This window comes from Cellulomonas algicola, assembly GCF_003851725.1.
Taxonomy (GTDB): Bacteria; Actinomycetota; Actinomycetes; order Actinomycetales; family Cellulomonadaceae; genus Cellulomonas; species Cellulomonas algicola.
This window is the reverse complement of record NZ_BHYL01000429.1, coordinates 1-4,337: the sequence shown is the minus strand read 5'-3', so window position 1 is coordinate 4,337 and position 4,337 is coordinate 1. Positions and strand designations below refer to the sequence as shown.

At 72.7% G+C, this 4,337-nt stretch carries 5 protein-coding genes and 1 pseudogene; 2 read left to right on the top strand and 4 right to left on the bottom strand.

Annotated features, from left to right (window positions below; genetic code table 11):
* Window positions 1–740: maleylpyruvate isomerase N-terminal domain-containing protein (locus tag CTKZ_RS20430; RefSeq protein WP_307720326.1), on the top strand; the 740-nt coding region annotated here is incomplete at its 5' end.
* Window positions 741–773: 33 nt separating this feature from the next.
* Here CTKZ_RS20430 and CTKZ_RS20425 read toward each other — a convergent pair.
* Window positions 774–1,214 (bottom strand): nuclear transport factor 2 family protein, encoded by a 441-nt coding sequence (locus tag CTKZ_RS20425; RefSeq protein WP_124344620.1) that lies wholly within the window; start codon window positions 1,212–1,214, stop codon window positions 774–776.
* A gap of 44 nt (window positions 1,215–1,258) precedes the next feature.
* Here CTKZ_RS20425 and CTKZ_RS20420 point away from each other — a divergent pair.
* Window positions 1,259–1,594: pseudogene (locus tag CTKZ_RS20420) on the top strand (MarR family winged helix-turn-helix transcriptional regulator); the annotation flags it as partial.
* 11 nt (window positions 1,595–1,605) lie between these two features.
* Here CTKZ_RS20420 and CTKZ_RS20415 read toward each other — a convergent pair.
* From CTKZ_RS20415 to CTKZ_RS20405, 3 genes are all read right to left on the bottom strand, one after another.
* On the bottom strand, window positions 1,606–2,271 hold the full coding sequence (locus tag CTKZ_RS20415; protein ID WP_200829860.1) for an AIM24 family protein: 666 nt from the start codon (window positions 2,269–2,271) through the stop codon (window positions 1,606–1,608).
* A gap of 66 nt (window positions 2,272–2,337) precedes the next feature.
* Window positions 2,338–3,228: a pyruvate formate-lyase-activating protein gene (pflA, locus tag CTKZ_RS20410; RefSeq protein ID WP_124344618.1), complete on the bottom strand. Its 891-nt coding sequence runs from the start codon at window positions 3,226–3,228 to the stop codon at window positions 2,338–2,340.
* A 55-nt stretch (window positions 3,229–3,283) separates the two neighbouring features.
* Window positions 3,284–4,337 (bottom strand): pyruvate formate lyase family protein (locus CTKZ_RS20405; protein ID WP_124344617.1); only part of this gene is annotated, 1,054 nt, incomplete at its 5' end.

The following is a 4,337-nucleotide window of genomic DNA, read 5'->3' as shown; positions in this document are numbered from 1 at the left end:
GCGCCTCCCCCGTCCCCGGCCCGAGGCGCGCGTTGCGCCAGGTCACCGCGGTGCGCGAGGGTGGCCGGGTGTCGATCACGCTCCCGCCCCTGACCTTCGCCGGCGACCTCGACCGGACCGCCCTCGTCCCCGCGACCCGTCTGCTCGTCGACCTCGTCGCACGGCCCGAGGTCGCCGCCGCCTGGCACGACGAGTCGTCGTGCGCGGGCATGAGCGTCGGCGCGCTCGCGCGGCACCTCGTCGTCCAGCCGCTGCGCGTCGTCGAGGTGCTCACGGGCCAGCCGGCCGCGGTCGACACCGAGCCGCTCACGGTCGACCAGCACTACGCGCAGGCGGCGTGGATCCAGCAGGACCTCGACGGGCCGGCGAACGTGGGCGTGCGGACCCGCTCCGAGGACGAGGCGACCGTCGGCCCCGAGGCCGTCGCGGCCGAGGCCCGCGAGATCCTGGGGCGCCTCGACGACGTGCTCGCGTCCGCGCCCGACGTCGTCGTGCTGCCGTGGACGGGCGCCGCGCTCGCGACCGACGACTTCCTCGTCACGCGGTTCATGGAGATCGTCGTGCACAGCGACGACCTGGCCTCGAGCGTCGGTCTGCCGACCCCGGATTTCGACGCCGCGACGCTCGTGCCCGTCGTCCGCCTGCTCTCGGACCTCGCGCTGCGCCGCCACGGACAGGACGCCCTGGTCAGGACGCTGTCCCGGCCGCAGCGCGCACCGGGCAGCATCGCGGCGTTCTGACGCGCCGGGGCGGAGCACCTTCGCCCGCGGGCGCTACCGGACGGCGACCGGCACGGGCACCTCACCTGTGCGCCACACCGGCTCGACGACGAGGTCGCGGATCCGCCAGCCGTCGGCGGTGCGCCGGGTCGTCAGGCGGTAGACGCTGCCGGCCTCGGTGACCGGCGCGTCCGCCCTGGACGGGACGACGCGCAGGGTGAGGTTGGCGCGCACGTGCGCAGTCGCGCCGTCGGGCAGCACGTCGGTGACGACGTCGGTGAACCGGTGCTGGTACCGGGTCCCGGCAGCGTGGTTGCGTGCCGCCTGGGCGAGGACGGCGTCCTCCCCCTCCGCGTGCCCGCCGGGCGTGGTCACGGTCGCGTCGGCGGTCAGCAGCGTGCGCAGCCCGTCGAAGCGCCCCTCGTCGAGGCCCGCGCCGAGGCGCGCGACGAGGTCGAGGTGGTCGAGGTGGTCGAGCCGGTGCGCGGCGTCCATGGTGCGCTTCTCATCGTTGGTCCGGGTCGCACCGCAGCCACTACGCGATGCTCGCGGCGCTCGACGAGCGCGGAGCGCTCAGCCAGGCCGACCTGGGGCGGCTCGTCGGGCTGGACCGCAGCGACGTCGCCGGCGCCGTGGCCGACCTGCTCGCCGCGGGCGTCGTCGACCGGCGGCCCGATCCGGACGACCGGCGGCGGAACTCCGTCGCGCTCACACCGGCCGGCCGCCGACGCCTGGCCGAGCTCCACGACGTCGTCCTCGCGGCCCAGGACGACGTCCTCGCCCCGCTCGACCCGGACGAGCGCGCCCAGCTCCTTCGCCTGCTCGCGCGCCTGGCGGGCGCCCCGCTGCCGGACGACGAGCCCGCTCACCCCTGAACCGCCGGGGCTCAGCCGTTCTGCTGGACGACCCGCGGGCCCTCCGACGCCTGCACGATGACGAACCCCTGACCGGAGAACGCGATCTGCAGCGCCTCGCCGGACCCGCGCCCGACGAGCGCACCCGCCGACATCGACGACTTGGCGGCGGTCTGCAGCGTCGACGACCACGCGATCGCGGACTGCGCGTCGGCGTAGGTCGGCTGGTCGACGTTCAGGATGACGGGCGGGCCGAACGACGTGATGGCGAGCTGGCCGACACCGGTGAAGACGGTGTTGAACAGGCCGCCGGCCATCATCGACGCGCCCTCGACGCGCCGGATGTCCCACTGCAGCGACGTGTCGAACGCGAGCACGTTGCGCCCGCTCACGGTGATCGAGTCGCCCTCGAGCGTCACGACGTGCACCTCGGACGCGTCGTCGGCGAGGAAGAGGTCGCCGCGACCGGAGACCTTCATGAGCGGGACGCCCTCGCCGGTGAACGCCTTCTTGAGGAACTTCTGCACGCCGCCCGAGCCCTGGTGGGCGAAGGTCATCTCGCCCTGGTAGGCGACCATCGAGCCCTGCCGGGCGAGCACCTCCCCGTCGAGGTGCACGCGCAGCATCTTGTCGTTCTGCAGCGCGAACCGGTCGGTGGTGGTGGCTTCGAGGCTGCTGCCGAACATCGCGCTGCGCACGGGGGGCTCCTCACGGCTCGGGAGTGGTCCTGCCAGCCTGCCAGAGCCATGCGCGGGACGCCCCGGTCAGAACGTCGTGAGGCCTCGCGCGCGGAACTGGCCGCGGACGCGCTCGACGAGCTCGGGCGACGGGGGCTCGGTGTCGCCGAGCTCGTAGCGCATGCCGAGCTCGTCCCACTTGTCGCGGCCCATCTGGTGGAAGGGCAGCACCTCGACGCGCTCGACGCACTCCCCCAGCGACGCGACGTAGTCGGAGACGGCCTCGACGTTCTCGACCGCGTCGGTGAGGCCGGGGACGAGGACGAAGCGGATCCAGGTGCGCGTGCCGCGCTCGGCGAGCCGCCGCCCGAACGCGAGGGTCGGCGCGAGGTCCTGACCGGTCACCTTCCTGTAGGTCTCCGGGATGCCCGACTTCACGTCGAGCAGCACAAGGTCGACGTCGTCGAGCATCTCGTCGGAGAGCTGCGTGCCGAGGAAGCCCGACGTGTCGATCGCGGTGTGCACTTCCATCGCCTTGGCGCCGCGCAGCAGCCGCCGCACGTACGCGGGCTGCATGAGCGGCTCGCCGCCGGAGATCGTCAGGCCACCGCCGGTCGCCTTCATGACGCCGCGGTAGCGCTGCACGCGTCGCAGCAGGTCGTCGGCCGCGACGTCCGTGCCGCGCCGCATCTCCATGGTGTCGGGGTTGTGGCAGTAGAGGCACCGCAGCGGGCACCCGGCCAGGAACACCGTGAGCCGCGTCCCGGGGCCGTCGACCGCGGTGACGAGCTCCCAGGAGTGCACGGACCCGAGGTCGCCGGCCCGCACCGCGGCGAGCCGGGCGGACCGCTCGGCCTCGACCTCGGTGAGACCGGCGGTCCCGGCACCGTGGGTCCGCTCGTGCGACCCGCCGACCAGCGGCGTGCCGAGCGCCACCACGGGGGCGCCGGTGCTCCGCTGGTCGGTCTGGGTCGTCATCGTCGTGCTCCTGTCGGTGCCGGGACTGCTACGGGTGCGTGCGGTGCAGCGTCGGTCAGACCGCGCCGTGGAACGTCCGGGACAGGACGTCGAGCTGCTGCTCGCGGGTGAGCCGCACGAAGTTCACGGCGTAGCCCGAGACGCGGATGGTGAGCTGCGGGTAGTTCTCCGGGTGCTCCATCGCGTCGAGCAGGGTCTCGCGGTTCAGGACGTTGACGTTCATGTGGTAGCCGTTCGACAGCGTGTACGCGTCGAGCAGACCGACCAGGTTCGTCACCTGCTCCTCCCGCGTGCGGCCGAGGCCCGAGGGCACGACCGACGACGTGAGCGAGATGCCGTCCTGCGACTGCGAGTAGGGCAGCTTCGCGACGGACAGCGCCGAGGCGAGCATGCCGTGCGAGTCGCGGCCGTTCATCGGGTTCGCGCCGGGGGCGAACGGCTCGCCGGCGCGACGGCCGTCGGGGGTCGAGCCCGTGGCCTTGCCGTAGACGACGTTCGACGTGATCGTCAGGACCGACTGCGTGTGCAGCGCCTTCCGGTACGTCGGGTACTGGCGGATCTTCTCCATGAACGTGTTGACGATCCACACGGCGATGTCGTCGGCGCGGTCGTCGTCGTTGCCGTAGGTCGGGAAGTCGCCGTCGATCGCGTACTCGGTGACGAGCCCGTCGGTCGTGCGCAGCGCGGTCACCTTGGCGTACTTGATCGCTGACAGCGAGTCCGCGACGACCGAGAGGCCGGCGATGCCGCAGGCCAGCGTCCGCAGGATCTCGCGGTCGTGCAGCGCCATCTCGATGCGCTCGTACGCGTACTTGTCGTGCATGAAGTGCACGCAGTTGAGCGCGTCGACGTAGGTCTGGGCCAGCCAGTCCATCGTCGTGTCGAACTTCGCCATGACGTCGTCGTAGTCGAGGACGTCGCCCTCGACGGGCGCACTGACCGGCGCGACCTGCTTCCCGGTGACCTCGTCGCGGCCGCCGTTGATCGCGTAGAGCAACGCCTTGGCGAGGTTCACGCGCGCACCGAAGAACTGCATCTGCTTGCCGACCCGCATCGGGGACACGCAGCACGCGATGGCCGCGTCGTCGCCCCAGTCGCCGCGGATGAGG